Origin of the sequence: Sulfitobacter sp. CW3, from assembly GCF_019392245.1 — a bacterium.
Classification (GTDB): Bacteria; Pseudomonadota; Alphaproteobacteria; order Rhodobacterales; family Rhodobacteraceae; genus Sulfitobacter.
Genome location: NZ_JAHXRL010000003.1, coordinates 468,048 through 493,950, shown reverse-complemented (window position 1 = coordinate 493,950; position 25,903 = coordinate 468,048). Strand labels below are relative to the sequence as shown.

Sequence of the window (25,903 nt, the reverse complement as noted above, 5' to 3'; positions counted from 1 at the left end):
TTGGTCGGCCTGATATATGTCATGCCATCAAACGCAAGGAAAAGCGATATGAACGACCGCCGCATCCTGAAACTATCCGGTGCAGATACCCTCAGCTTTCTGCAGGGGCTTGTCACAAATGACGTAAACAAGCTGGACCAAGGCCCGATCTACGCGGCGCTTTTGACCCCGCAAGGCAAGTTCATCGTTGATTTCTTTTTATCCGCAGAGGGCGATGCTGTGCTGCTGGATGTCACCGAAGCCAGCGCCGATGCACTGGTGCAACGGCTGAGCATGTACAAACTGCGCGCCGATGTGAAGATCGAGGCCAGCGGCCTGTATCTGCACCGTGGCTTGGGCGACGCGCCCACCGATGGCTACGCCGATCCGCGCGACCCGAACATGGGCTGGCGCGCCTACCGCGATGCCCCGCAGACCGATGACATGACCGATTGGGATGCTTTGCGCGTCTCGCACATGATCCCCGAAAGCGGGGCCGAACTGACGCCAGACAGCTTTATTCTGGAAATGGGTTTTGAGCGGCTGAACGGCGTTGATTTCCGCAAAGGCTGCTATGTGGGCCAGGAAGTAACCGCGCGGATGAAGCATAAGACAGAACTGCGCAAAGGGCTGGCCAAGGTCCAGATCAGCGCGCCGGTAGCTGCAGGCACCGAGATTTCGGCAAACGGCAAACCCGCCGGCACTGTGTTCACGCAAGCGGGCACCGAGGCATTGGCCTATCTGCGCTACGACCGCGCAACAGCGGCGATGCAGGCAGATGGCGCAACCGTCACGATGGTGACAGACGGCTAAGGCGGGGATCAAAGTTTTTCAAAAATTTTGGCTCGGAGTTTTTGAAAAACTCCGTCTGCGCTTTAGCTGTGCCACCATGTTGAGATCTCTGCCGCACTTGTTTGTGTCTTTAAGCCTATCCCCACAACTTGGGTCGCCTGCGCGGCCTTGACCGGCTTTACATTCACGCTGGCACCAACGCAGTGTACTTCCCAACTGCTTGTACGATCATGGACAACAAACCCTTTGAAACGAAACAGGCCTTCCGGGCGGTTCTGCAACTTTTCCATCAACGCTGGGTACTCCAGCGCCACTTCACTGCTATCACTCCACCCCACATAGGCGGCGTGCTGGGCCATGGAAATATTCGGCACCGCCCGTTCAGCCACCCCGAAAACAATCGGGGCCACACTGGCCACCTGCGCCAGGTCCACCACCAACGCCCGTGACTGTACCTGTAACCGCAATGCCAGTCCCGGATCGGGTACAACTTGCTTGCTGATCAACACCAGATCAGCGGCGTTGACCTGCCCGGCGACCTGCGCGCCAATCTGCCCGTCGCGCGCCAAAACGTCATAACTCGGGCCGTCCACCACAGTCGCAATGCCACCATAGGCCAAATCCGGCTCGGCCTGCGCCACTTGGGCGATGCGCGCGGGGTCTGCTATGCCCGACGCTTCGATCACCAGATGGTCGGGGCGCTGCGCGCGATCCAGCACATCCCCGATGGCCATGAACAGATCGTTGCCCATTGTGCAGCACACGCAGCCGTTGGTCAGGGTCATCGTGTCTTCACCGGCCTCTGCGATCAGCGCCGCGTCGATATTGATCGCACCGAAATCATTGACCATCACCATCAGTTTCAAGCCGTGATCCTCGGCCAGCAACCGGTTGATCAAGGTGGTCTTACCCGCGCCCAAATAGCCCGAGATCACAGTCAGTGGCAGGCGTGGCTTCATAGCAGGTGAACACGGCCCCCAAAGACCGTCCCCAGTATCGGCACATCCTTTAGCGCCATCGGATCAACGGCCAATGGATCATCGCCCAAAGCCACGAAATCGGCGCGTTTGCCTGTCTCGATGCTGCCAATCTCGCTGTCCAGCTTCAACGTATAGGCGGCCCCCATGGTGATGGCGAACAGCGCTTCTTCGACGTCGATGCACTGTGCGGGGCCCAATGTGCGCCCCGACATGGTCTGCCGGTTCACGGCGCACCATGCGGTGAATAATGGTGCCATGGGCGTTACGGGTGCATCTGAATGGATCGCGATGTTCACCCCTGCATCAATCGCGCTGCGCGATCCGTCCATGCGTTCAGCGCGGTCGCGGCCGATGGTCAGTGCCACGTGCTGATCGCCAAAGTAATGGACGTGGTTGGAAAAGATGTTGCAGCACACCCCCATATCAGCGGCCCGCGTAAACAAATCACGGCCCATCAACTGGCAATGCTGAAGGACATGACGGTGCCCTGCCCAAGGGTTCTTGCGCAGCGCAGCCTCGATCGCGTTCAACGTCACCTCGGCAGCCTCGTCCCCGTTCACGTGGATATGCATCTGGATGCCACGGCTGTTCAATTCTTCGACCAGCGCAAAGATCGTCTCGGGCGGGGTGTTCCAAATGCCGTTGGGCTGCCCGCCCACATAGCCGGGGCTTTTGACCCGTGCGGTCCAACCTTGGATCGCGCCATCTGTCATTAGTTTAACCGCCCCCAGCCGCAGCTTGTCGGTGCTGCGTTTTGCAAGCGCCTGCGCCTTGTCTGCAATGGCTTTCGGCCCCTCCATCGCGCCCAAGGCTGGCACGATGCGCAGCGGGAAATCATCCGCGCCGGTTACGCGCAGCATGGTGGTCAGATCGTCTTCCTCCATCTGGGAATAAAGATCGGTGACCGTGGTCACACCGGCCCGGCGCGACACATCTGCATAGGCACGGATGGAGGCTTCTTTCTGGCTTAGGCCGCGAAAGTCGATCCCCAAGCGCCGCATGACCGGGAACATGGCCGCCATTTCCTGCAATTCGCCCGTGGGCTGGCCGTCGGGCCCTTTGATCACGCCTTCGGCGTTGGTGGTCTGATCGAACCCTGCCATCTCAAGCGCGGCCGAATTCACACACATCAGGTGGAAATTCGAGTAAATGATGGCGATGGGACGCGTTGCGCTGATCTGATCGAGATGCTTTTTGCTCAGCCGCTCTGACGTCAGGAAAATCGGGTCAAACCCCCAGCCGACCAGCGGCGCGTCGTCATCCAGCGTTTCTGCGTAATCGCGCAGCCCGCCAATCACCGCGTCATTATCCGCCATACCCCGCCACAGCTTGCCATCGGGGTCGATCCGGTCGTGATACCCCGCATAGGCATATTCCCACATCGCGCCGGCCATCATATGCGCATGCCCTTCGATGAAACCGGGCATCAGCACCGCGTCTTTCAGGCTGTCATCATGGGTCACAGCGCCCCACTGGTCAGCGCAGGTGGCGTCACCCACCGCCAATATCTCTCCGTCACGGACCGCGACATGGGTCGCTTCCATCCGGTTGATGTCCATTGTGATGATCTTTTTGGCCGCAAAAACAACGATGTCTGACATGATTCCCCCTATCTCCCCGAACAGCTATAACAGCTTGGTTCAGGCGAAAAACAGTTTTACCGCCCGACAAAGCGCCAAAGCGCGGGCACCGACAGATCTGCCGTGCCCATAAAAGCCGTCGGAATTTCTCTGCCATGTTGTGCTAGGGATGCCGCGCCAGCGGGAAAGCGATGTTGCAAAACGGCAACTATTGTCGCGCAGCGTGCCATAATCCTGACCTGACGCCGCCCCTCAGACAGCAAAAAGCCCCGGTTGATCCGGGGCTTTGCAATTCGGCGCGGTCTTGACGTGGGGTCAATTTCGAGCGTTAGGCGCGCTCGGAATATTCCATCGTTTCGGTGTTTACGATGATGTCTTCGTCTTGGCCGACGAAGGGTGGTACCATCACTTTGACACCATTATCCAAGATCGCTGGCTTGAAAGAATTCGCAGCAGTCTGGCCTTTGACGACCGGCTCGGTCTCGACGATCTTGCAGGTCACTTTTTGTGGCAAGGAAGCGTTCAGCGCTTCGTCCTCGTGATACTCGACAACGACCATCATACCGTCTTGCAAAAACGGGCGACGCTCGCCCAAAAGTTCCGCCGACAGCTGCACTTGATCGTAGGTTTCCGTGTCCATCAAAACCAGCATTCCTGCGTCTTCGTATAGGAATTGTTGGTCTTTCTGCACAAGACGGACCTTTTCAACCTTGTCCGCGCTGCGAAAGCGTTCGTTCAGTTTCGACCCGTTGCGCAGGTTGCGCATCTCGACTTGTGCAAAGGCTCCGCCCTTGCCCGGTTTGACGTGATCAACCTTAACCGCAGCCCAAAGACCACCGTTGTGCTCAAGCACGTTTCCGGGACGAATTTCGTTTCCATTGATCTTAGGCATTTGGTGGCACCATGGCAAAATGTTGAAGAATAATTCAGGCGACCTATATCTTCTAAGAACTGGCCACGCAAGGCAGCCAAGCGCCTGCCAAAAGCGCAAAGAGCCATGTACTGAATGCATAGGTGATATGCAAAATATGTGTATCCGAATCGCGCTCTTTCAGTCATAAGGAACGCCTCGCCTAAATGACAAGAGCAAGAATAATAGAAAGGACGACGAGATGAAAGATTTCGTTGATGGCACTGCCTTTAACAATGAGCAAGGTAACCGTGCCCGCAAACTTTTTGCTGCCGTGGTACTGGCAGCATTGGACGATGCAATTGCCGATGACAAGAAATATGGCAACGGTCCTGAGCAGATTGCACGCTGGGCGCGTTCGCGCGACGGTCGTGAAGTGTTGAGCTGTGCCGGTATCGACCCGAACGAACGTGTTGTGTCCGGCCTGATGGATTTTGTCGGTAAAGGTGTACGTACATCTGTTGCCCTGTCTCGCGAAGAGTCAGAACGTCGCCATGCGGCGCAACAAGCCGAAGCAGCCTGATCTACTTAAAAATTTCAGTGCTAAAAAGACGCGGCCTCGGGGCCGCGTCTTTTTTTATTGCATGCAGGGCTGACCACCCAAAAGCATGTCCCAAACAAAAACGGCACCTGCCCGCGCAGATGCCGTCATAATCCCCTAAGCAGCGGGATCGTTATTCGAGATCTTGAGCCGTTAATGCGCGGTGGACTTCGCGGCGAACCAGCTTGCGCACGTTGCGGGTGATACGCTCACCCAACGCGCCTTGCAGCTCTTTGCGGACAATCTCTTCGACCAAGTCGCGCAGCATGTCCTCGTCAAAATATTCGTCAGCACCAAAGCCCTTGGCAGTGTCCTGCGAGGCGGAATCGTCTTCCTCAACATAAGGTGCCGCCTCAACGATATTCTCAACGGGCTCAGGTGCCGCTTGTGACGTCTCTTGGCTTTTTGATGCAGGGATCGGCGCACCGGTTGCGTCAAGCTCGACGTCATCTTCCCACGCCATGGCAAGCGGTTCGGCAGACACAAATTCACTTACTTCACGCTCTTCAGCGTCCCATCCGTCTGAAATACGCCCAATGGCGGTTTCAAGCGCCGCGATCTTGGCGCTCAACCGATCAGATCCGCTGGGCTTGGCCTCGTCATCCACCAGTTCCGACGCGCCAAGGTTCAAAATACCAGAGCGCTGCTTGAACGAGGTCACTGTGTCGAACTGCCCCGCATCATCAACAGCAACAGCTTCGACAGGCGCGGCGTCCACAGGATCAGCATCAGCCGCCTGATCGCCCACGGTTTTCGCGCCATTGTCGCGATCGGTGGTTTCAACGAATGCTGGCTTGCGATGGGCATCCCCGATGGGGGCGTCATTGGAAACCCGCAACGAAGGGGTCAGCACCAGCTTCTCTTCCGAAGGCGTGCTTTCCTTGACCTGACCCACCGGACGTCTGTTTTCAGACACCAGTCGGCGTATGGAAGACAGCACGTCCTCTACTTCTGCATTGGAAACAGCATCAGACATAATTCAACAACCATTCATTCATAACTAAACAACTTAGGCGATGGCGGAGATTCTCACAACACCGTCGTAAAAATTGTCAGTCCTTTTGCAGCGCACGTAGAACGCGGTCCAGTTGCTTGCCTTCTTTAGACAATTTTGCAGGGCTGTCTTTGACCAGATTATAATAGGCGGCAGGGTCATAAACCTGCACAGGCAACTTTAGATTGCGGGCCGTCAACTGGCCTGTCGCCTGCAAAACCGAATAGGCTGTCACATATATTTGGGTCTGTGCCGTGACGCTGCTTGATTGCGCATCCAACAAGGATTGCTCGGCGTCCAACACATCCAATGTGGTGCGTGCGCCCAAGGCCGCCTCTTCACGTACACCCTGGAACGCGATTCTTGCGGCGCTTACTTGGCGTTGCGATGCTTCGATCTGGGCACGCGATGCGGCAAGACCCGCATAAGCGTCACTGACCGCACGTTCGACGTCTTTCACAACCACATGCAGGTTGCCACGTTGTGCGTCGCGTTGCGCACGGTTCTTACGAACCCCCGCCGACAACGCACCGCCTTGGTAAATCGTCTGGCTCAGTTGCAGACCCACCGAACCGCTGCGGCTTGACGATTGCGAGTCGAATGTCTCGGTCACGCCCAAAGACCCCTGAACGGAAACCTGCGGTTCCATGGCGGCGACGCTTCTGCGGATCAAAAGCTCAGCTGCGGCGACCTGATGTTGCACGGCCAAAATATCCGGGTGGCTGCGCACGGCCAACGCTTTGGCTGTGCGAATATCCGAAATGCTCGGCAAGCTGGGCGGCGCGGTTAGATTTCCCGGCTCGCGGCCAACGGCAACCTTGAAATAGGCCTTTGCCGAGATCAGATCGCCCTGCGCACCAGCAAGACCGCTGCGCGCTTGCGCAAGCTGTGCTTCGGCCAAGGCAACATCGGTCCGGGTGACTTCGCCCACTTCAAAGCGGTCACGCGCGGCGCGCAATTCCTGGGTCAGCAAGCGCACGTTGTTTTCGCGCAGCGACACCAGTTCCCGGGACTGGATCACGCTCATGTAAGCGTCAACAGCCCGCAGCAGGATTTGCTGTTCAACGCTGATCAGGTTTTCGCGTGTCGCCAAAACAGTTTCTTTGGCGGCCTCGATCCCATAGCGCGTTGCACCGAAATCATAGACCAAAAGCGACGCGATCAAGTTGGCAGTTGTCGTCAGCGAATCCGTATCTGTCCGGGTGCCAGCTGCGACAAAGGTCGATCCTGCACTGACGGAGCGGTTGACGTTTTGGGTGGCGTTAGCGGTCCATTGTACAACCGGCTTTAGCGCTGATTTGGCAATACCCACGTCTTCGTCGGCGGCGCGCAGTACGGCACGATTCTGATCCAGCAGACCAGAGTTGTTATACGCGCCGACCAAGGCGTCGGCCAATGTCTCGGACCATGACGCCACTGGGAACAACAGACCTACGCCCATCACACCGGCCGCAAATGTACGGCGCAGACCGTGGGCTTTATTTTCCTGCTTCATCAAATCAGACTCTCTTAATTCGATCCAGTATTCGAGGGGACCGTGTATTTACGTTCTTAAAGTTGGAAGGCCTTTTCGCGAACGAAACCTTTCAGCACCGGCGCGCCGGCATTAAAGTCTGCACGCCAACTGACGCCGTGATCACTCTTGTAACCGATCCGTACTTCACCCAACACGCCGGCCATAAAGATGCAGGCAATGCGGCCGCCAATCTTAAGCTGGTCCAAGATTGCATCTGGCACGACCTCGACACCGCCCTGGATCAGGATAACGTCGTAGGGGCCATGCTTGGCTGCCCCTTCGATCAGGGGGCCAGTGTGCACAATCGCGTTGTCCACTGACGAAGTTGTTAGCATTTCCTGCGCCTCGTGGGCCATTTGTTCGTCTTCTTCGACGGCAACCACGGCTTCGGCGATATGGGCAATCACTGCGGTCGAATACCCGTAGGCGCAACCGATATCGAGAACCAGATCGTTGTTGCCGATGGCCAGCGCGTCCAGCATTTTCGCAAGCGTCCGTGGCTCAAGCAGAATGCGCCCCTCGCCCAAGTTCAGATTCTCACCCAGATAGGCCGCTTCGCGTTGTGCGGCGGGCACGTAATCCTCGCGCGCGACGGTCAGCATCGCATCAATGATAGGGAATTTTGTCACATCAGAGGGGCGAACCTGCGTATCAACCATCATCGTGCGGCGGGCGGAAAAGTCGGACATCAGCTAAACTCTTTCGTTCATATATAGGTGTATGCAATGCCATAGCCCAAGCCTATCAGCAACGCCAAGATGCTCGTTTCACTTGAAGTTGAGCAAATTCATTTGAGAATGATGCATAATCGCGCTGCGGGCTTTGTACCACAGCAGGTTTTCTCCAGCAGGGTTACGGTCATCAAGTCAGCATAACGTTAAACTGCGGTAAACACGAATACGCCGCCACCAGACGCGTCCTTATCTTCAATAAACCCTTTAGCGGCAATACCTTCCCTGATCTCACGCATGCCGGGGCGGTGGTAGATATGCCGGTGCAGTTCGGCGATAATCACGCGAATGCCACCTAGATCGGCGTGGCGAAAAAACTCCAGCTCGGCCCCTTCGATGTCCATCAACAAGACCGTAGGCTTCAACTGCTCTTGAATTGTGGCCCATTCGACCACCGGAACCGACACTTGTTCGGCGCGTTCCATGCCCTTGGTGATGGTCATCCCAGACCCCAGAAAATTGCCCCTAATATAGAAATCAACGGCTTGCGGTGGCTGCGGATCAGACAGCACAATCTGGTTGTGGACCTCAATTTTATCCGCAATGCCGTTATGTTCATACAGCGCCTTGATCGACGAGATCAGCTTGTGGTTTGCCTCGAACGAGATAATTTTTGCAGGCGCGCAGTTCTTAGCCGCCACAGCACCAACAACCCCGGCCCCTGCCCCCATCTCGACGACAACATCACCTTCTTCAATGAATTTGAGCGCCGAAAGAACCTCGCGCCGCTCGTAATTGCCTGACACCATATTATTGATCATGGTCGGTCCAAGATGCGGCGCGCTCAACACTTCAACCCCGTGATAGGTCGCGACAACGTCATTCTTGGTGCTTGTGCTCATGGCCCAGCCTATTTTCTATGCCCGCAAAGGCCACTTTTCTCGCCAATTAGACACGGCCAAGGCATATGGCGCAATAATTGAATGAAGCGAGTGCAGTTCAAAGCCCGTCCAAAGGGCCTGACTGGGCAGTCTTCAATCCAACATCATCATGGTTTTGCTGTACGTCGCGGCATCAATGAGAACAGCCCGCGCATATCTACACCCTCCCCCAGTATGGGACCAGATTCGGTTCAAGGGTGGGTGTTTGTCTTGACCTCGCGAATACCAACCGCAGATTTTCCGGCCATGTGAGGCACCACGACCTGCGCGCCCAAACGGTCTTGTAAGCACTCGCTCGAAATCCCGTAAACAGGATCAAGGATTTCCGGGCACAGAACCTCGCTTGGTAGCCCCTGCGCGCGCAATCCGCCATTTTCGATAAGCAAAAGCGCATTGGAAAACCTCCCCGCAAGGGTGAGGTCGTGCAACGCGACAATAATGAGGGTGTCGTGACTGTGAAAATCCTTGAGGTAGCTGAGCACATTGATCTGGTGGCGCAGATCAAGTGCGCTGGTTGGTTCATCAAGGATCAGCACTCGCGGGGCGCGCGACAGGCGCTGCGCCAAAAGGACAAGTTGCTGCTGCCCCCCTGACAGAGACGTCATGGGGCGGTCGGCCAAATGGGTCAGGCCAAAACGCGCAAGCGCATCATCGACGATAAGGCGGTCCTTGTCGGTGACACGCCAGCCCAGCTGCTCACGCCGGCCTAAAAGGACACACTCAGACACGCTTAAGGCGGCATTTACCGTAAAATCCTGCGGCAGAAATCCAACGTGTTCCGGCGAAGGCCATGCCCCGTCCAGCGACTTTTCCCCCGTGTGGCGCGCAACGCCCGCAAGCGCGCGCAAGAAGGTCGATTTGCCAGCCCCGTTCGGACCAATAACCCCGACAATCCCGCAGGACGGCAGATCAAGCTTGTCTATCTGTAGCAAGCTCCGCTTTTTCACATGGACGCCAAAGCGATCGAGGGTGAAACGGCCCATCAGCGGGTTCCTTTCATCATAATGACGCCAACAAGCATCGGGATGCCCGCAATAGCAGTGATGATCCCTACGGGGATCACAGCCCCGGGAGAGATGAGTTTCCCCACCACAGAAGCCGCAACAAGAACGATGGCACCCATAATCGCCGACATGGGAAGGGAGAAACGATGGTCTTCCCCGATCAAAGCGCGTGCTACATGGGGGGCGATCAAGCCGACAAAACCAATCGTCCCCGTAAAGCTTACTGCCGCTGCCGTTAACACCGCAACAATCACAAGGGTCCGGCGACGCAGCGCATCGACATCAAGCCCAAGGCTCGCGGCATTGCTGTCACCAAGGCGCAATGAGGTCAGGTTCCACGCATCACGCAGCAGGAACGGAAGGCACAGGGCAAACAGCACAGATATAACCTTAACACTTGTCCACGTGGCCTTTAGAAGGCTGCCAAACAGCCAGAAAACAATTTGTTGAAGAACTTCGGGCGCGGCCATGAATTGCAGCATCGACTGTAACGATTGAAAGAAGAACAGCACCGCAATACCTGCAAGAACAAGTATCTCGGGCGAAGACCCGCGATATTTCGCCACCACATAGACAAGACCTGCGGCGACCAAAGTGCCAGCAAATGCCGCAAGCGGAACGCCAAGCCACATCGCCACCGGAAGCGCCGACCCAAAGAGAATGACACTGGCGGCACCAAACCCCGCAGCGGCGGAAAACCCCAGCGTGTACGGGCTGGCCAGCGGGTTCGCCAAAATCGTCTGCATCATCAGCCCCGCAACCCCCAGACACGCCCCGACCAGGACCGCGGTAAGCGTTTGCGGCATCCGCAACAGCCACAGGATCGTGGCCAGACCTTTGTCGTCGCCAGACGGTCCCGCGGCGATCCCCGTCAGAACCTTGCTTAATGGCAGGCCAGCGGGGCCCGTGATCAGGTCCCCCACCATGAGGCAAACAAGCCCAGCGAGGGCGGCAAAAACCGCCCCCGCTCGTGTCAAACCAGAGCGGCGTGGCGCACCACCAAGGCTTGGGCTGACATCACTCATCCGCTTGGATCATGAATGTGCCGTCAAGTTTGACCGGCAGCCAGTCAGCGTAGAACTTTGCAAGTTCGGCCTGCGGATCAACATCGGCGAAGGCTTCGGGGTGCAGTACTTTGCCCAAGAAGCGGAAATAGGCGAAATCGGAAACCGAACGTGTGCCGCCATGGTAAATCCCGTAAAGCTGACCGTCTTGCGCGGCAGGAAGTTCCGACCAACCGGGGCGACCAAGATAGGCACGCATACGTTCCTTTGCCAGATCGGCATTCTGCGCAAAACCCAGCGGGACCGCAGCAGGACGGTCAAGCCATTCCGAACCCGCGAGCAGGATGACCTCGGGTTGTTGCGCCAAGACATATTCCGGTGCCAGCGGCCCCCAGTTTTCGACTTGGCCATTCGCGATATTTTGCCCAGCGAGACCGTCAATGATGCCGCCCCACATACCGCCGGAATAGGAATTGCCCACTTCGTCAGGGCCTTTCTGGGCAAGTTCGACATAGACTTTTTTCGGTGTGCCGGTTGAGGCTGCGACGCGGCGTGCGGTGTCGGCCAGCATTTCTTCATAGAAGGTCGCGATTTGTTCAGCACGGTCATCCGCGCCCATTGCAGCCCCAAGGGCACGGGTAGAAGCGAGGTGTTTTTCCAGCGTCTGCGCATTGTAATCAAGAACCAGCACAGGAATATCCGCCGCCGCGAACTGTTCGGCACTTTCACCAAGCGCATCATACTGCCATGCGGCTAGAACGATAAGATCAGGCTGGGTGGCAATTGCGGCTTCGATAGAGAAGGTCGAGCTTCCTGTGTCGCCCACATCAGGGAGCGTTGCCAACTGCGGGAAGGCTTGCGTGTAGACTTCCCATTGCCCCGGTCTCCATTCAGCCCAAGGGCCGCGCGACAGGCCAACAATGCGATCAATCGCGCCTTCTCCGGCAATGGCAAGGAAGTCTTGAAAGTAGAAACCCAGCATTACCCGTTGTGCCGGTTCTTCAAGTGTTACGGTGCGGTCGCGCAGGTCTGTGATTGTGATTTCAGCACCGGCTGTCGTGCCGATTGTCGCCAAAAGGCCTGCGGCCATGACCGACTTAAGTGTATTAGACATTACTATTTTTCCAGATTTTGTAGGTTAGAGGCGGCGCAATCCTGCGCCCTGAGGGCGTCAGAACGCCTGCCGTGATGTCTGGATGCAAATGGCCCATGCCGTGCAGCACACCCCGTTTCGCGCTGCCCCCAACAGGGGATTTTGGCGCTATTCAGGTGGCTGGTAGGCGTGTGATTGGCAACTGTAACAAAACACGCCGTCTCATCGACGGTCGTTTGCTCTCCAGACGTCGCAGACGTCCCTTTGGTTACAGCAGAACTGGCGGCGCACGCGGCTCGCCCGCCGTCGTCGCATTCAGGCGTTTAAGAGTTTGATGTGTGCTTGTCGTGAATTCGACGGGCTGCGCGACCTGCAACAACCCGGCCACATTCTGCGGCTGAACCTCGCCGAAAGCGAGGTTTACCTGAATGCAGTGTTGCTTGTGTGCGGCGTCATTTGTGTCGGCAGGTGTAACTGGCCGGGTTTCCCCGTCTGGCGTCAACCAGACCTCTTGGATGCCTTCGCCCGTACAAAGTACAAGCCGCATACCCCCCTCGTCTGCCTGCCGCATCATTCCAGCGGGAACAATTCCCGACAAAAAGAGCGACAACAGAAGAAATCCACGAAACAGCAACGCGCGCAATGTAGGAGACCCACGAGAATTCATGCAAAGCAGAATAGATTGCTCCCATGGGGGGTACAAGTCGGAAGGATGCGATAACCAATATGTCGCAGACGATCAGGTAACACCCGTCCCATATCACTCCACAATCATTGGGTTGACGTGAACCCACGCCGCCAAACCGCAACGCCCGTCGGCAGATAGCTAGGAATCCGGTGCCCGAGCACATCAACAAAGGCATTCGACTTGGGTCTCGTGGGAAGCAACCCTTCACTGCGCAACGGGTAGATGGCTGCTGTGCGGGACTTTGCTGCCGTTTGGCAATTTACTTCATGTGTCTGCTTAAGAGACGATAGTCAGATATCGACGAAATACTCTGGCCCAGACAAATCCATCTTGACGAATACCTAAAACTGCAGATTGTGGACCAAGGTCTCGTGCTACCCGCCGTGCGCATCCTTATGGAACGGTGAAAGACACTTTGAATTATCTAAGACTCCCGACCAGCGTTCGGTCGGTAACGCGCACGCCGCTGATGTTTCGCTGGTATGGAGAAAAAAATGTTCAGTCCAGATCAGGCCAAATCTATGGCCAAAAAATTGCGCGACGCACTCGCCGCTGAAGGTAGCGATATTCCGCATGCTAAAGCTCTTGAACTTATCGCAAAAAGCCTCGGCTTTTCCGATTGGAACACTGCAACGGCAACTCTGACCAACGCGGCACCTGAAAACATTGAATTTACAGGATGCAGCCCAATTTTACGTTTCTTCGACGAGGCGAAAGCCCGAGAATTTTACTGTGATTTTCTTGGTTTCAAAGTTGCGTTCGAGCATCGGCACACAGCTGACTTACCGCTTTACATGGCCGTACAACGTGACGGATTACAGCTTCATCTCTCGGAACATCACAATGATGCCAGCCCCGGCTCTAATGCGTTTATTCCTACCACGAACCTGCGTGCCTTACACCGTGAGCTGTCTGATCGAGAGTATTCCTTCAATCATCCAGCTTTGGAAAAGCTTCCGTGGGGGTTGCAAATGCAAGTTCATGATCCGTTTGGAAATCGTCTGAGGTTTTGTGAGCAAGGTTCGTAGTGAAAGTGGCGTCAATTAGAGGCAGTCCTAGGTAAGCTATTCCAACAATTTTTAGTGCTGTTCTTCGTGAAAAAGCGGCCATCCATGCGCCTTGCAGCATCGATGTTTTGGGCTCGAACCCGCCATTGCCTGCGCCAAGCATGACGGGCCTCTTTGCCTTTTCTACATGGGAGCTGGGTAACCGACTTGTCAGGCCGGTCGGCTTTACGTGATCCCAGACAGGTGGCGATTATACGATCCTGCGGGCTGAAGTAGCCGGATCGAGCAACTTGCCGTGTACACAATCTAAATCGGAACAACTCAGCTTGCCGAGTGGTTTGCCATCGAACCAGACTGAAGGAGTTCCAACATGCCCGATACACTGATACCCGACACGACGTTTCCAGACATGAGCGTACCCACTCTGACAGATGGTAACGTCACTGTCGGGGCAGCGAATGAAAAACGCGGCGATTGGCAATTGATCGTTGTCTATCGCGGCAAGCACTGCCCGATTTGCAAATCCTATCTGACCGAGCTGAACGGGATGCTGGACGACTTCGCCGCAATAAACGTCGACGTTCTTGCGATGTCGGCTGATCCGAAAGAAAAGGCACGGGCCTCGGCTGACGACATCGGGTATAACGGTGTCATCGGCTATGACCTCAGCCCCGAACAAATGGCACGGCTTGGCGTCTTTATCTCTGATCCACGCAGTCCTGAGGAAACGGATCGCCCCTTTGCGGAGCCTGCGACTTTCGTGGTGCGTGACGACGGCAAACTGCAGATCGTGGATGTGTCGAATGCGCCCTTCGCGAGACCTGCCTTGAAAGGTTTGCTCGACGGTCTGACGTTCATTCGCCAAAAGAACTATCCGGTGCGCGGCACACACGCCGCTTGAGGTTGATCTCATGGACGATGCTGCCGGTCGTTAGTCGCAACGGCTGGCAGCATCCGCTTGCGTAAATCATGAACTGTGTTCGAGGCTTTTGTCAGGGCACACATGGTCGTGCATGTTCCGGCCATCGAAATAGGTAGCCATCGGACCGTCTTGAGCACAGATTGTGGTCCTGCGACCATCCTCACTTTGTGTGTGGAGCCGCCCAGCGCGGCATGATCGCAAACATTGACGGGAACCTATGTCCGTTCTGATCCTTTCTATGCTGGCGCTTACCCACGCTAAAACCCCAGCTTAGCCCCCCGCGCGAGCGGTCGCATGCTTTGGTCCCGCGCGCGTCTTAGGCGCTTTTGCGATGATTGGTCTGCTGCTGGGTCAATGTGAATTGGCCCTGAGCACATAATCACATCGTTATTCAGCTTTGAATGATCTTGGTACTCTCTCGGACAAAGTAAACGACGCATTGGAGAAAAGCATGAAAGTTGGGTTCATCGGCCTTGGGAACGTAGGCGGCAAACTGGCGGGGAGTCTGCTGCGCAATGGCATCGACTTGACCGTTCTGGATCAAAAGCCCGAACTGGTGGCGGGTTTTACGGCGCGCGGTGCAGGCAGTGCAATCAATGCCGCCGAACTGATGCGCGACTGTGATGTGGTTATCACCTGCTTGCCGTCACCTGCTGCGTCTGCTGCGGTTATGGACGAGATGCTGCCAGAGGTCGGCCCCGGAAAGATCTGGCTTGAGATGTCTACGACGGATGAAGCCGAAATTCGCCGTCTGGCGGCCCTGGTCGAGGAAAAGGGCGGCACCGCCGTCGATTGCCCCGTTTCGGGCGGCTGTCACCGCGCGGATACGGGCAATATCTCGATCTTCGCGGGCTGTAATCGCGCCACATTCGAAAAGGTTCTTCCGCTTCTGACGCGTCTTGGACGCCGTGTGTTGCATACGGGCGATGTGGGGACAGCATCGACGCTCAAGGTGATGACCAACTACCTTGCCACAATAAATCTGCTGAGCTGCTGCGAGGCGATGGTCACCATGAAGGCGGCCGGCATGGACCTTGCCACAACGTATGAGGCGATAAAGATATCCTCGGGCACCAGTTTTGTGCACGAGACCGAAAGCCAGCTGATCCTGAACGGGTCGCGCGATGTGAACTTTACGATGGATCTGATCCTCAAGGATATCCGTCTGTTCCAAACCATTGCAGAGCGCAACAATGTCCCGCTGGAACTGTCACCGATGGTCATTGATATCATGAAGGACGGCCAACGCCGGTATGGCGAACGCGCGAACAGCGACGATATCATCCGCCGCCTTGAAGAGGCCACAGGCCTGTCGATCCTCGCTGCTGGCTTCCCTGCGGAATTGATTGACGACGAACCCGAAGAGCAAGGCTATGAAGTGTTCCCTCCGGTGGCCACGCCCGTCGTGGCTGCGGAGTAAGCGGGGTGAGCCTCGATACCGGACCGAACATGAGCTATTGGCAGGAACGCGCTGACCTTGCTGCGGCTTTTCGCTGGACCGCACGCCTGAACATGCACGAAGCCGTTGCCAACCACTTCAGCTTGGCGGTCAACGCGGATGGCACAGAGTTCCTGATCAATCCCAATCAGGCGCATTTCTCGCGCATCCGCGCGTCCGAGTTGTTGCTGCTTGACGCAAACGATCCGGACGCGCTTGACCGGCCTGACGCGCCTGATCCAACGGCTTGGGGTTTGCATGGGTCGATCCACCGCAACTGCCCGCATGCGCGGTGCGTCATGCATGCGCATTCGATCTTTTCGACAGTGCTTGCATCACTTGCCGACAGCACCCTGCCCCCGATCGACCAGAACACGGCTACATTCTATGACCGCGTCGTGATCGACGAACATTTCGGCGGGCTGGCGTTCGAGGATGAAGGAGAGCGTTGCGCCGCGATGCTAACCGATCCGTCCAAGAAGGTCATGATCATGGGCAATCACGGTGTTCTGGTGTTGGGCGATAGCGTCGCGGATGCCTTTAACAGGCTTTATTACTTTGAGCGCGCCGCCGAGACCTATATCCGCGCGCTGCAGACGGGACAGCCGCTGCGTCTTATCCCGCATGAGATCGCAGAAAAGACTGCGCTGGAACTGGAGGATTACCCCGGACAAGCCGAAGCCCACCTACGCGCCATCCGGGGCATCCTGGACCACGAAAACTCAGACTACGCCACTTGATCGCCAAAAGATGAGCATAAACATGACCCAAATTGTCCTGACCGATACCGGCCTGAATGTACATCTGTGCGCCGGAACGACCTATTTCAACTACTGTTGGCTGCGCGATGCCTGCGCGTCTTGTATTGACAGCCAAACCCGTGAACGCATTTTCGATGTCGCATCCCTGCCCGATCTGCCGCGCGCAAAAGCTGCGCGGATCGAGGGGGCCGATCTTGTCATTGAATGGCAGGCTGAAACCCAAATCAGCCATATCCCGCTTGCACTACTGGAAAGCTTTACGGCCAACGGGCGCGCCGACGATCCTGCTGATTTGCCACGCAATCTTTGGTATGCCGATCATGGGCTGCGATTTACCCGCGTGCCGCAGCAGGCCGTGCTGGATGACCCGGAATCCCGCGCGCAGCTCACCCGTGCGCTGATCGAGGACGGCATAGCAATTGTCACCGGCATGGCCACCGACCCAGACAGCCTGCCGCGACTGGTCAATGCCATCGGCCCGATCACCCCTTCAGCTGAAGGGCTGTTCTTTGATGTCCGTGTTGAAATCGCGCCGACGAACCTTGCTTTCACGGCCGGCCCGCTTGAGATGCACACCGATTTGCCCGGCGAAGAAGCCGCGCCCGGCGTGCAATTCCTGCACTGCATGGAGAACACCGTAGAGGGTGGCCTTTCTTTGTTTCTTGACGGCGCTTCAGTGGCAGAGACCTTGCGCGAAGAAGACCCCGAAGCGTTCCGCCTGCTGGCCGACAACAAGATCCCGTTCTTTTACCGCCACGACAACTGGGACTACCGCGCCCACCAGCGCGTGATCGAGACCGATCCAGAGGGGCGCGTGACCGGCGTGACCATCTCGCAGCACCTTCAGGATACGATGGACCTGCCGCAGGATCTGCTGGACAGCTATTACCCCGCTTTCATCAAGTTTCTAAAGATGATGCAGGAGGATCGATTTGTGGTCCGTTTCCGGTCCGAGGCAGGAAACTGCATCATCTTCGACAATCACCGCATCGTGCATGGCCGAGAGGGGTACGTCGCCGACAGTGGCAAACGCCACCTCCGTGGGTGTTACTCGGACCGCGGGGCATTGCGATCAACCTATCGCGTCTTGGCGAAGCAGGGCCATACCGGCCTGACCTCAGACGCGTCGATGTTGCAAACGGCCTAACTGCGCGGACCCACGATAAAGCCTGCACCATGCTCTGGTGCAGGCTTTTTACATGTGCGCCACGAGGCGTGCGGTTCTCACACCACGAAGGGCGTGCGCACCTTGATCTCTTGGTAATCTTCCAGACCGAAAACGCCGCCTTCGCGACCGTTGCCAGATTTCTTGTAGCCCCCGAATGGCGATCCGTACTCCGTTGCGCGCCCGTTCACAGCTATAACGCCCGCGCGCAAACGGCGGGCCACCCGGTCTGCACGTTCCGCGCTACCCGTCTGAACAAATGCGGCAAGGCCGTATTCAGTGTCATTCGCGATGGCGATGGCCTCGTCTTCGGTATCAAAGGGGATCATCACCAGAACCGGGCCAAAGATTTCCTCCCGCGCGATTGCCATGTTGTTGTTCACGTCGGCAAAGACAGTTGGACGCGCATACCAGCCCAATTCCAAACCGTCGGGTTTGCCAAGGCCCCCTGCCAGCAAAGTCGCCCCTTCGTCGATCCCTGTCTGGATCATCGTCTGGACGCGATCATATTGGATTTCATCAAAGAGCGGCCCGATATGATCGCCCTGTTTGGCCGGATCATCAACCTTTTGCGCCTGCGCTGCGGCCTTGGCCAATTCCAGCGCGCGATCATAGCAGGACCGTTCAACCAGCATCCGCGTCGGCGCATTGCAGGACTGGCCAGTATTGTCGAAACACTCCGCCACGCTTTCCGCGATACGCTTTTCAAGGTCGCAATCGGCAAAGACAAGGTTGGGGGATTTGCCACCCAGTTCCAGCGTCACGCGCTTGATACCCGGGGCGGCGGCGCGGGATACTTCGACACCCGCGCGGGTCGATCCGGTGAAGGACACCATCGCAACATCGGGATGCGACGATATCGCGGCACCGACGGTCGGGCCGTCACCGTGGACAAGATTGAACACGCCCGCAGGATACCCCGCCTCATGCACAATTTCGGCGTAGATATTGGCCGAAAGCGGCGTGTGTTCTGACGGCTTGAGCACGCAAGTGGCACCCGTGGCCAATGCAGGGATGACCTTCAGCGCGATCTGGTTGATCGGCCAGTTCCAAGGCGTGATCATTCCGACCACACCGATAGGTTCTCGGTTCAGGATATCGCCGTTGGGCAGTTCCTCTTCCTCTACCATTTCCTCAAGTGCTTCGATGAAGGACACCAGATGCCCGACCCCGCTTTCGGCCTGTACGTCATGTGCCATGCTTGCGGGCGCGCCCATCTCGGCTGTTATCGCCCGGGCCAGATCGCCCTGACGGCGCTTGGTTATCTCAAGCAGCTTGCGCAGCAGCGCAAGGCGTTCTGCCTTGGTCGTCCGCGAGAATGTTTCGAAAGCGGTTTTTGCAGCGGCGACTGCACGGTCCACGTCGACGGTACTGCCAAGGGTCAAGATGCCAATCTGGGTGTTGTTGGCAGGGTTCTTGATCGGCATGGTCGCTGTGCCTTCAGGGGCGACCCATTCGCCGTCGATATAGAATGTATCAAGCGTGTGCATGTTGGTCCTCTATGTAAGTCAGGGGTTTACGGGTTGTTGCGCCATCGTCAGATGCAGCTCAGTGCCAGTATAGGGTGACGCGGCGATGGCTGCATCGTCCAGTTCCACGCCAAGGCCCGGCGCGGTGGATGGAATGACATAACCGTCTTCCCATGTGATGTCGGTCTTTAGGCACGACATATACGGGCCATCAAAGGTTCCGATACTCTCGAGGATCAGAAAATTCGGGCTACAGGCCGCGATCCGGATGTTTGCAGCCGCGACCACGGGGCCGCAATACAAATGCGGTGCGATCTGCGCCTGTCGGGTTTCGGCCATCCCGGCGATCTTCTTGGCTTCCAGTAACCCCCCGACGCGACCAAGGTTCAGCTGCAGGATCGAAGCGGCCCCTGCCTCCAACACGCGCGCAAATTCGTGCTTGGTGCACAGCCGTTCCCCCGCTGCGACAGGGATCGACGTAAAGCGCGCGATCTCGGCCATGTCTGCGGGATTTTCAGGCGTGGTCGGTTCCTCGAACCAAAGGGGGTCGTACGCCTCCAGCCGCCGTGCCAGCCGCTTTGCACCTGATACGGTAAATTGCCCGTGGGTGCCGAACAGCAGGTCCGCTCTGTCGCCGACAGCCTCGCGAATGCGTTTGCAGAACATTTCGGAGAGCGCGATATCCGCAAGCCGGGGTTGGTGACCGTCGTAGACCGAAAACGGGCCGGCGGGGTCGAACTTCACGGCTGTGAAACCCTTGTCGACCATCTGAACAGCAACCTCGGCGGCCAGATCGGGATCGTCATAAACGCTGGGGGTGCCGGGTGCGGGATAAACGTCGCCCTCAGGCGGATAAAGATAGGTATAGCTGCGCAGACGGTCGTGTACTTTGCCCCCAAGCAATTGATGGACCGGTTGATCCGCCGCCTTGCCGATGATGTCCCAGCACGCCATTTCCAGCCCGCTCAGCACGCCCATCACCGTCACGTCCGGCCGCTGGGTAAAGCCCGCGCCATAGCTTTGCCGCCAAAGGCGTTCGATGTGGTGCGGGTCCGCCCCCTCGAACTGCCGTTGAAACATGTCTTGGGCCATCGCGGTGACCAGATCGGGGCCAAAGGTAGCGTTGTAAATTTCGCCCACGCCCGTAATGCCGCAGGCTGTTGTGAGACGGACGAAGATAAAATACCGACCGCCATGGCGTGGAGGGGGATTGCCGAAAACAAAGGTTTCGATGGTTTCAAGTCGCATGGCACATTACCCTTTCATTATCCTTGGTCGCGGCATCCTCGAGGATCATTTCCGCCGCGCGTATGGCCAACATCATCGTCGGCGCGTTTGTGTTGCCCGAGGTGACCGCCGGAAAGGCCGAGCTGTCGACGACGCGCAAACCTGTTACGCCATGCACGCGCAACCGCCCGTCCAGCACAGAATCCTTCGCCGTGCGCCCCATGCGACAGGTGGATGTAGGATGAAAAACGGTAGAAGCACGGGCGCGAAAATCATCCATCAGGTCATCGCGATCCGTTATCGCCGGATCGGGCACCAAGCGCCTGCTGGTGCGCGTTGAAAGTGTGGGTGTCGCGGCCAACCTGTCTATGACCTCAATGGCGCGGCGGGCACCGTCGCGATCATGCTCGGTCGCAAGAGAATTCGCGCGGATCAGTGGCGCGTCCCGCGGATCAGACGATCTGATCATAATCTCGCCCCGACTGTCCGGCCGGCACAGCTGTGCGCTCAGCAAATAGCCCGGCGCGTGGTCCGGAACCGGTTTGCCATCTGCCCCGCTTTGATAGGACAGAGGGTTGCAATAGATTTGCATATCTGGCCGCGCGTATTCAGGCCGGCTTCTGACGTAGCCCCCCACTTGGTTTACAGGCACAGCCAGCGGCCCCCGCCGCGTCGCGACATAGCGTAAGCCCGCCAACATCCGTGGAAGGAAACGCCCGAGGGTATTATTCAACGTCGGTGCCGTGGCGCGAAAGAGATGGGAAATGGCAAGATGATCCTGAAGCCCCTGCCCGACCTCAGGCAGATCGTGATGGACCGCGATGCCAAGCCCGCGCAGCATGCGAGCGGAAGCCACGCCAGAGAGTTGCAGCAACTTGGGCGAATTGACCGCCCCTGCGCACAGGATCACCTCGCGTCCGGCTGCGACATCGAAACTCTGATCACCCACACGGTACCGCAGCCCCATCGCCCGTTTGCCATCAAACGTCACTTTTTCGACCACTGCATTTGTCACCACCCGCAGCGTGTCACGGCGGCACGCCGGTGCCAGAAATGCATCCGCCGCCGAACAGCGCAAACCGTTGCGCACCGTGCTGCGGTAATACCCGACAGCCTCCTCCGTTACCGCGCTCAGATCCTGGCAACTGGCCCAGCCACAATCCTGCGCGGCGGCCAAAAACCGCGCCGAAAAGGGATTCATCTGGTCGCTCAGGTCACTGATGCTCAGTAACCCGTCGCCCCGCTCTTGGCGTTTTCCGTCAGGGCCGCGTTCCAGATGCCGCTCCATCCGCTGATAGGCCGGAAGAACAGAGACCCACGACCAATCCTTTGCCCCGGCGTTTTCCCAATCATCAAAATCATGCGGCAGCCCGCGCATATAGGCCATCGCATTGATCGAGCTTGATCCGCCGATGACTTTACCACGCGGCCAATACATGCTGCGCCCGTCCAACGCGGCATCCGGCTCGGCGTGATAGCTCCAGTTCAGGCGCGGGTTGGTAAAGTTGACGCCATAACCGATAGGCACTTTGATCCAGAATCGACGGTCCGAACCACCAGCCTCGAGCAGCAGCACGCGCATTTTTCCGTCCCGGGTCAACCGCTCGACAAGCGCGCAACCAGCCGATCCGGCCCCTACGACAATGTAATCATATGAAGCATCGACCATATTGCGCTATCCTCCTCGTGAGTGGTGGATATGATCGCAGGCGGGCTGCGGTGACAAACAATCGCTTTGGCGTCATTGGGTCCGTTCATTTTGACGGTTTCGCGCTTCACCTCTGTCTTGCTTTCGGAATATGTCAGACAATGGGTGTCGATGTTCGGCACGCGCAAGCCAGAGGTGTCCTATGCGACTGCCCCATGTAACATGGCTGAGAGCCTTTGAGGCTGCAGCGCGCCACAGCAGTTTTTCCGATGCTGCATTCGAACTGAACCTGACACCGGCAGCCGTCAGCCAGCAAATCCGCCTGTTGGAACAGCATTTGGATACCCTGTTATTTCGCCGCCTCCCGCGCGGTGTCGAACTGACCGACATGGGGCAGGCTTACGCATTGCCCGTGCGGAAGTCTTTCTCAGAGATGCAGGACGCAACCGAGGGTCTTTTTACGGTACGCCGCAAGCGAAAGGTCCGGATACGGGCCTCGATCAGCTATGCGACACTTGTCCTCGCCCCGCGGCTAAAAGCCTTTCACGATCTCCATCCCGATATCGAGATTTCCCTGTCGACGGCCGTGTGGTCCGACCGGATGGAAAACGAAGCGATCGATATCGATATCCGCTATGGAACCGGCCACTGGGACGAGCCCAAAATCTGGAAACTGGGTGAAGAGGTTGCCACCGTTGTTTGTCACCCCGATCATGCGCGGTCTTTCGGTCCAGAGCCACGCATTCAAGAAGTGCTGGCAGCAGGGATCGTGCCAGTACTCGGCTCCGAGGTCGAATGGCGGCGGCTGTCTGAGCTTTACGATCTGGAAATTCCCGAACCGCCAATTTGGCTCACGGCAGATTCTTCGCTGATTGCACTGCAGACAATCGCGGCCGGGTTCGGAGCCGCGCTGATCCACGAAAGTTTTTCCCAGCCGTTCGTGAACCGTGGGGATTTGGTGTCGATTTTCGAATACCGCCTGCCGATCCGCGAGGCCTACTACCTCGTGATGCGTGACACAGCCGCGGGCCCCGATGAGATCAAAGCATTTCGCCATTGGCTGATCGGCGAAGTGCCCGCGTAGTTTGGATGCTTAGGCTGGCGACAGATAGCCCTGTCGCACAACATGCAATTTGATCGTTTTGCGATGTGTTTTGAACGCATGAATCGCTCTCAGTTTCGGCGCTCACGTAAGGCGACGGACCTTGACCTGTCCGTTGTATCCATTACGCAGAAACATATCTACGACTGTTGGAGTGCGACGTGCATCTATATTGTTAACGCGCCTCTAGAGATCGAGATCAAGCCGCACACAGTTCGACCGAATGCACATCGCCGTGTGAGCCGCTCTCTATTAGGTACCGCGCCTCTGACATGGTCAGAGCCAAGTGGCTGGACCGTTGTTGTGAGTGTTGGAAATGCGGAAATATTTCTTCCAATTCGGCCAGCGCGTCTGCGGCCAAAACACCCACTGTCACCGAGCCACTGAACAGACTTTCGGTGGCGATACCTTCCGAGAAAACCATGTCGTGTTCATCAAGCAAAATGTGCAGATAGCTGGCCTTGGGCATGGGCACGCGCACGACATTCACGCCATCGACAAAGGCTTTGGCCGGCACCAATACATCGCATTGCCCAAAGCTTAGCTCGGCCTTGCTTGATCTCACCAAGACCCGGTGGTTGGGAGACATATAAAGATCACGTGTATTACCCAGAACACCGGACTTGATGCAAATCGGTGCCAATTTACCCAGACCGCATACCGAGCTTTGACCGATCCAGCGGATCGGCCTTGCGGTGCCGCTCAGGGTCAAAACCTCCATACCTGCCTTTAAGCCTTCAATTGGGAGAGGCCCGGCAGGTGTCTCGATCAAGGTTCCGGCCAGAAAGCAGACGGTCGCCTCGGGAACGGTCATAGTTTGCCCTGTTGCACTATAGGTCGACACGGTCTGGATGTAGTGGAGCGTGGTCCCGGGCGGTGGCGTTGCCCCGTTAAAAGCCACACCTACGACTTGGGTCGAGTAACCCTGCGTGATCGAGATACCAACCATGTGATATACCGTACCGTTGTCGTCGAACAGCGTGACTTCGTATTCGTTTTCGACATTCACGGGTTGCGGGTTGTCCCATCTCACTGTTCCGGTGCTTGGCTCATATGTCGTGCCATTGATCGTGACGGGCTCGGTTAAGAATTGATCCGTGACAGTCGAATCCGCGAACGGATCGTCACGTAGAATACCGTCGGTATCTTCGAATGTGATTGCGGTCATGGACCCTGAAAACGTGAGGCTAAGATCGGTTGGGCTTTGCCAGCTAAAAGCGTCACCATTCAGAGACGCGCCGATCAAGTCGCCCGCAACCGGCTGCCCGCCGCCCGAGTCACGGGTAATCGCGACATCGCTCTTGGCGAATACATAAATCGTCCGCTCAGCCATTTCCGGCCACCTGCCAATATTGATACGCCTTTTTTTTGCGTATCTATGTCACCCTATCGATTAATACTGCGTAGGGTATTGCGCACATAGTACCGCCAACAAACATTCACATCAAGCGTACCATTGCAGGTTTCACCCAAGTTGGTGTCGCAACCCTTACGGCCAAGTCCAGCGAACGTCGGTCCGGAGCCTATAGCTGACGGTCATATTGCACAGAAATGGCGGAATGCAGACGTTTGCCGCCTCAGTTCCAATGGCGACTTATCGGGGACGCTGACGGTTACAGATCGCTTCAATTGCGGGGTCAATCATCAGGAATTCCATCACATTGCCCACTTTGGCACGGCCAGAAGGATATGCGTGAGCGCGGCGTCCAGCGCGTAAAAGCCCCAGTGCAGACCGTACGCCCAGCGAAATCCATGGCGTGTGCGCAAATAAAGCCATGGGATCACGAGCCCGAAGATCGAGGCGGCGATGGTGAACCTTGCCACGTAGGGCAGCAAGAACCCATCGAGGGAGAGCGTCAGGTGAAAGCCGCCAAAAAGAACGCCCATCATGATCGAGATCCCCCAAAACGACATGCGTGCACGATCCGCACGTAGCACCATGGTCGCGACGAGAACCTGCTGAAACAGGATGTCGGCCGATTTAGGGAGGTAATACCAAGCCGTTGCAAACATGAATTCCGGCGGGTCCGACGGGGCTCGATAGACTGACACATCCGGCAAGAGCGGAAGCGCCACGGCGACAAAGAGGCCATAACCAATCAGAACAGGCGTAAGTGCAACGGCGTGGCCAGAGAGCGCAGGCCGCGACAACTGACCTTTGAAGACAGGCCGGAATGCCAGCAAAACGATGACTGTCCAGATAAGATAGTATCCGGCAAACAAGAGCGGCGCATCATCATAGCCGCTGTCCAGCGCGATGGCATTCACAAGGGCGGAGTATCCCCAGCTTGATACCGACCAGATTACGACCACGAAGGCGACGGTCGGCAGCAGGGTGCGGAAGGCATCAACGAACCGCGCCCGATTTGAGGCTTCCGGTTCTTTTACGGAATTGATCATCGGGTTCATTTCGTTCGTCTTGTTTTTGGCAACCGCATGGAAAGGCGGTTGCCATGGCGCATATGTTAGCA

24 protein-coding genes are annotated in these 25,903 nt (G+C 57.1%); 8 read left to right on the top strand and 16 right to left on the bottom strand.

From position 1 onward, the window contains the following. The first annotated feature begins 48 nt into the window (after positions 1-48). Entirely contained in the window at positions 49-792 is a 744-nt protein-coding gene (locus KZZ06_RS09355) for a folate-binding protein YgfZ (protein WP_219579760.1), read from the top strand. Between the two features lie 62 nt (positions 793-854). Here KZZ06_RS09355 and KZZ06_RS09350 read toward each other — a convergent pair whose 3' ends face one another. From KZZ06_RS09350 to efp, 3 genes are all read right to left on the bottom strand, one after another. After that, positions 855-1,730, bottom strand: a complete 876-nt coding sequence (locus KZZ06_RS09350; protein ID WP_219579759.1) for a GTP-binding protein — start codon at positions 1,728-1,730, stop codon at positions 855-857. Beyond that, positions 1,727-3,352, bottom strand: coding sequence for an amidohydrolase (locus KZZ06_RS09345; protein WP_219579758.1), 1,626 nt, complete (start codon positions 3,350-3,352; stop codon positions 1,727-1,729). The genes KZZ06_RS09350 and KZZ06_RS09345 overlap by 4 nt, the downstream gene beginning before the upstream one ends. A gap of 307 nt (positions 3,353-3,659) precedes the next feature. Further along, positions 3,660-4,223 (bottom strand): elongation factor P, encoded by a 564-nt coding sequence (efp, locus tag KZZ06_RS09340; RefSeq protein WP_219579757.1) that lies wholly within the window; start codon positions 4,221-4,223, stop codon positions 3,660-3,662. Between the two features lie 220 nt (positions 4,224-4,443). On the opposite strand from efp, the gene KZZ06_RS09335 reads away from it, so the two are divergent. Beyond that, positions 4,444-4,764, top strand: a complete 321-nt coding sequence (locus KZZ06_RS09335; protein ID WP_093915679.1) for a DUF6280 family protein — start codon at positions 4,444-4,446, stop codon at positions 4,762-4,764. 151 nt (positions 4,765-4,915) lie between these two features. Here the strand turns inward: KZZ06_RS09335 and KZZ06_RS09330 are convergent, their stop codons facing one another. From KZZ06_RS09330 to KZZ06_RS09295, 8 genes are all read right to left on the bottom strand, one after another. Next, positions 4,916-5,758: a hypothetical protein gene (locus tag KZZ06_RS09330; protein WP_219579756.1), complete on the bottom strand. Its 843-nt coding sequence runs from the start codon at positions 5,756-5,758 to the stop codon at positions 4,916-4,918. A gap of 76 nt (positions 5,759-5,834) precedes the next feature. Then, the gene (locus tag KZZ06_RS09325) at positions 5,835-7,271 is read right to left on the bottom strand and encodes a TolC family outer membrane protein (RefSeq protein WP_219579755.1); all 1,437 of its coding nucleotides are present in this window, start codon (positions 7,269-7,271) and stop codon (positions 5,835-5,837) included. Positions 7,272-7,327: 56 nt separating this feature from the next. After that, positions 7,328-7,981, bottom strand: coding sequence for a protein-L-isoaspartate O-methyltransferase (locus KZZ06_RS09320; protein ID WP_219579754.1), 654 nt, complete (start codon positions 7,979-7,981; stop codon positions 7,328-7,330). A 188-nt stretch (positions 7,982-8,169) separates the two neighbouring features. Beyond that, positions 8,170-8,865: an FkbM family methyltransferase gene (locus tag KZZ06_RS09315; protein ID WP_219579753.1), complete on the bottom strand. Its 696-nt coding sequence runs from the start codon at positions 8,863-8,865 to the stop codon at positions 8,170-8,172. Positions 8,866-9,095: 230 nt separating this feature from the next. Continuing rightward, the gene (locus tag KZZ06_RS09310; RefSeq protein ID WP_219579752.1) at positions 9,096-9,887 is read right to left on the bottom strand and encodes an ABC transporter ATP-binding protein; all 792 of its coding nucleotides are present in this window, start codon (positions 9,885-9,887) and stop codon (positions 9,096-9,098) included. Next, entirely contained in the window at positions 9,887-10,933 is a 1,047-nt protein-coding gene (locus KZZ06_RS09305; protein ID WP_219579751.1) for an iron ABC transporter permease, read from the bottom strand. Before KZZ06_RS09305 ends, KZZ06_RS09310 begins: the two co-directional genes overlap by 1 nt. After that, entirely contained in the window at positions 10,926-12,026 is a 1,101-nt protein-coding gene (locus KZZ06_RS09300; RefSeq protein WP_219579750.1) for an ABC transporter substrate-binding protein, read from the bottom strand. Before KZZ06_RS09300 ends, KZZ06_RS09305 begins: the two co-directional genes overlap by 8 nt. 247 nt (positions 12,027-12,273) lie before the next feature. Further along, complete coding sequence (locus KZZ06_RS09295; RefSeq protein ID WP_219579749.1) at positions 12,274-12,552, bottom strand: hypothetical protein; 279 nt, start codon at positions 12,550-12,552, stop codon at positions 12,274-12,276. Between the two features lie 635 nt (positions 12,553-13,187). Here KZZ06_RS09295 and KZZ06_RS09290 point away from each other — a divergent pair. The 5 genes from KZZ06_RS09290 to KZZ06_RS09270 all read left to right on the top strand — a co-directional run bounded on the left by KZZ06_RS09290 (position 13,188) and on the right by KZZ06_RS09270 (position 17,968). Continuing rightward, entirely contained in the window at positions 13,188-13,721 is a 534-nt protein-coding gene (locus KZZ06_RS09290) for a glyoxalase superfamily protein (RefSeq protein WP_306664384.1), read from the top strand. Positions 13,722-14,070: 349 nt separating this feature from the next. After that, positions 14,071-14,601 (top strand): redoxin domain-containing protein, encoded by a 531-nt coding sequence (locus KZZ06_RS09285; RefSeq protein WP_219579747.1) that lies wholly within the window; start codon positions 14,071-14,073, stop codon positions 14,599-14,601. 472 nt (positions 14,602-15,073) lie between these two features. After that, positions 15,074-16,042, top strand: coding sequence for an NAD(P)-dependent oxidoreductase (locus KZZ06_RS09280; RefSeq protein ID WP_219579746.1), 969 nt, complete (start codon positions 15,074-15,076; stop codon positions 16,040-16,042). Positions 16,043-16,071: 29 nt separating this feature from the next. Continuing rightward, positions 16,072-16,800 carry a class II aldolase and adducin N-terminal domain-containing protein gene (locus KZZ06_RS09275; protein WP_219579745.1) on the top strand — a complete coding sequence of 243 codons (729 nt, stop codon included), beginning with the start codon at positions 16,072-16,074 and terminating at the stop codon, positions 16,798-16,800. Positions 16,801-16,822: 22 nt separating this feature from the next. Continuing rightward, positions 16,823-17,968 carry a TauD/TfdA family dioxygenase gene (locus tag KZZ06_RS09270; RefSeq protein WP_257884270.1) on the top strand — a complete coding sequence of 382 codons (1,146 nt, stop codon included), beginning with the start codon at positions 16,823-16,825 and terminating at the stop codon, positions 17,966-17,968. 77 nt (positions 17,969-18,045) lie between these two features. Here KZZ06_RS09270 and KZZ06_RS09265 read toward each other — a convergent pair whose 3' ends face one another. Genes KZZ06_RS09265 through KZZ06_RS09255 form a run of 3 tightly spaced genes read right to left on the bottom strand, consistent with a single transcriptional unit; the run spans position 18,046 to position 22,351 of the window. Then, entirely contained in the window at positions 18,046-19,476 is a 1,431-nt protein-coding gene (locus KZZ06_RS09265; protein WP_219579743.1) for an aldehyde dehydrogenase family protein, read from the bottom strand. A gap of 18 nt (positions 19,477-19,494) precedes the next feature. Beyond that, positions 19,495-20,703: a mandelate racemase/muconate lactonizing enzyme family protein gene (locus KZZ06_RS09260; RefSeq protein ID WP_219579742.1), complete on the bottom strand. Its 1,209-nt coding sequence runs from the start codon at positions 20,701-20,703 to the stop codon at positions 19,495-19,497. Continuing rightward, the gene (locus KZZ06_RS09255) at positions 20,693-22,351 is read right to left on the bottom strand and encodes a GMC family oxidoreductase (protein ID WP_219579741.1); all 1,659 of its coding nucleotides are present in this window, start codon (positions 22,349-22,351) and stop codon (positions 20,693-20,695) included. Before KZZ06_RS09255 ends, KZZ06_RS09260 begins: the two co-directional genes overlap by 11 nt. 181 nt (positions 22,352-22,532) lie before the next feature. On the opposite strand from KZZ06_RS09255, the gene KZZ06_RS09250 reads away from it, so the two are divergent. Beyond that, complete coding sequence (locus KZZ06_RS09250; protein ID WP_219579740.1) at positions 22,533-23,414, top strand: LysR substrate-binding domain-containing protein; 882 nt, start codon at positions 22,533-22,535, stop codon at positions 23,412-23,414. A 217-nt stretch (positions 23,415-23,631) separates the two neighbouring features. On the opposite strand, the gene KZZ06_RS09245 is transcribed toward KZZ06_RS09250, so the two are convergent. Then, positions 23,632-24,765 (bottom strand): Hint domain-containing protein, encoded by a 1,134-nt coding sequence (locus KZZ06_RS09245; RefSeq protein ID WP_219579739.1) that lies wholly within the window; start codon positions 24,763-24,765, stop codon positions 23,632-23,634. Positions 24,766-25,088: 323 nt separating this feature from the next. Next, positions 25,089-25,841 (bottom strand): hypothetical protein, encoded by a 753-nt coding sequence (locus KZZ06_RS09240; RefSeq protein WP_219579738.1) that lies wholly within the window; start codon positions 25,839-25,841, stop codon positions 25,089-25,091. Positions 25,842-25,903 lie beyond the last annotated feature (62 nt).